Origin of the sequence: Armatimonas sp. (genome assembly GCF_043760365.1) — a bacterium.
Lineage (GTDB): Bacteria > Armatimonadota > Armatimonadia > Armatimonadales > Armatimonadaceae > Armatimonas.
Map to the genome: position 1 here is coordinate 1 of NZ_JAYUPA010000502.1, position 1,629 is coordinate 1,629.

The window sequence follows — 1,629 nt, forward strand, 5'->3', positions numbered from 1 at the left end:
AGTAGATGGCAAACCTATGAGTCGGTACTTAGAACTTTCTGTAGATGGAACCGTGGAGCGCGTAGGGGAGCGTGCGCTGCGCGCTTTTCGCCGTATTGGAAAGGTGGAGCAGCACGACCTGCCTGCCGCGCTGATTGCTGGTGTCATCAAAGTGGATGGGGAACCCGCCTCGGTTCAGATCTCCTGGAAACCAGGGCGGGAGGGGCGCGTTCGCATCGAGATCGCTGCCAACTCCTACGATACTCTGAGCCAGGCAGCGGACAGTGCGCTCTATACCTACGCCAGCGCCTACAAGGCTGCGGGGTGGCCCGATCCCGCTCGGGATCGCCGAGACCGGCAGCAGAATCTGCTACGAATCTCGGGGGGATTTCTTGCTCTGCTGCTTCTTTCGACGCTAATCTATCTTTTGGCAGGGACAGCAGCCCAGCAGCGCATCCGATAGAATGCCTTCATGACGGATACCGAGACTCCTCTTGTTAGTGTCTGGGAGCGCTTCGCCCAGCTCTATGGAACCCCCGAGCGCATCGCGAAGCTCTGGCAGCAGTGGCTCGCCACTCAGACCGAGATCTCTGTCGCCTTCCTGGAAAAAGCCGTGGCCGATCAAGCCGAAGCGAACCAGATTAGTGTGGACGTTGCTAAAGCGCGGCTGGTGCTGGAAAAGCTCGTTGATGACCGGGGACCCAAGTTCGTGGAGAAGTTTCTCCGGGAGCACGACCAAGCTAGTAAGACTCTCAAGCCGCTGAGCCTCACGAAAAAAAAACGCTGAGCGCGACGCGATATACTGAGACCTGTGAGTGCTCGTGAAAAAGTAGTTGTGGCGATGAGTGGCGGGGTGGACTCGTCCGTGGCAGCAGCCTTGCTCGTGGAGCAGGGCTTTGAGGTCATTGGTATCACGCTGCAAATCTGGCAGGAGAGCACAACGGAAACCAAAGGAGCAGGGTGCTGCTCGCTCGGTGCTGTGGAAGACGCCCGTCGGGTGGCGGCGCGGATCGGCATTCCGCACTACGTTCTGAACTACAAGCAGCCCTTCGCCGATGCCGTCATCAAGCCCTTTATCGAGGACTACCGGCGCGGGCGCACTCCCAACCCGTGTGTCAACTGTAATCGCTACATCAAGTTCGATGCGCTTCTGGAAAAAACACTCGTACTGGGGGCGAGCAAGCTTGCCACAGGGCACTACGCCAAGATCTTTCAGCATACACAGACCAAGCGCTGGGGGCTAGCGCGGGCGGCAGAGAGTTCCAAAGACCAGACCTACGCGCTCTATGCCACGAAGCAGCACCAGCTTGCGCACATGACCATGCCGCTGGGTGAGCTCACCAGCAAGGCGGAGACCCGCGCCTTGGCGCGGCAGTACGGCCTCCTGGTCGCTGACAAGCCAGACTCACAGGAGATCTGCTTTGTGCAGGGGGGCAAGTACACCGAGTTTCTCGCCCGCGAAGCCCCCGAGCTCGTGCAGACCGGGAAATTTGTGGATACCGACGGCAAAACACTGGGCAATCACGATGGATCGGCGTTCTTTACCGTCGGCCAGCGCAAGCGCATCAATGTCGGCTCCCCTCTCCCGCTCTATGTTTTGCGGGTCGAGGCGCAGACCAACACGGTGGTGGTCGGCACGGACGAAGAGCT

At 59.4% G+C, this 1,629-nt stretch carries 3 protein-coding genes; all 3 read left to right on the forward strand.

Annotated features, from left to right (window positions below; translation table 11 throughout):
- Positions 1 to 442: hypothetical protein (locus tag ACH2EH_RS11755; protein WP_395141877.1), on the forward strand; the 442-nt coding region annotated here is incomplete at its 5' end.
- A 9-nt stretch (positions 443 to 451) separates the two neighbouring features.
- On the forward strand, positions 452 to 766 hold the full coding sequence (locus tag ACH2EH_RS11760; protein ID WP_395141879.1) for a hypothetical protein: 315 nt from the start codon (positions 452 to 454) through the stop codon (positions 764 to 766).
- 24 nt (positions 767 to 790) lie between these two features.
- Positions 791 to 1,629: tRNA 2-thiouridine(34) synthase MnmA (gene mnmA / locus ACH2EH_RS11765; protein ID WP_395141881.1), on the forward strand; the 839-nt coding region annotated here is incomplete at its 3' end.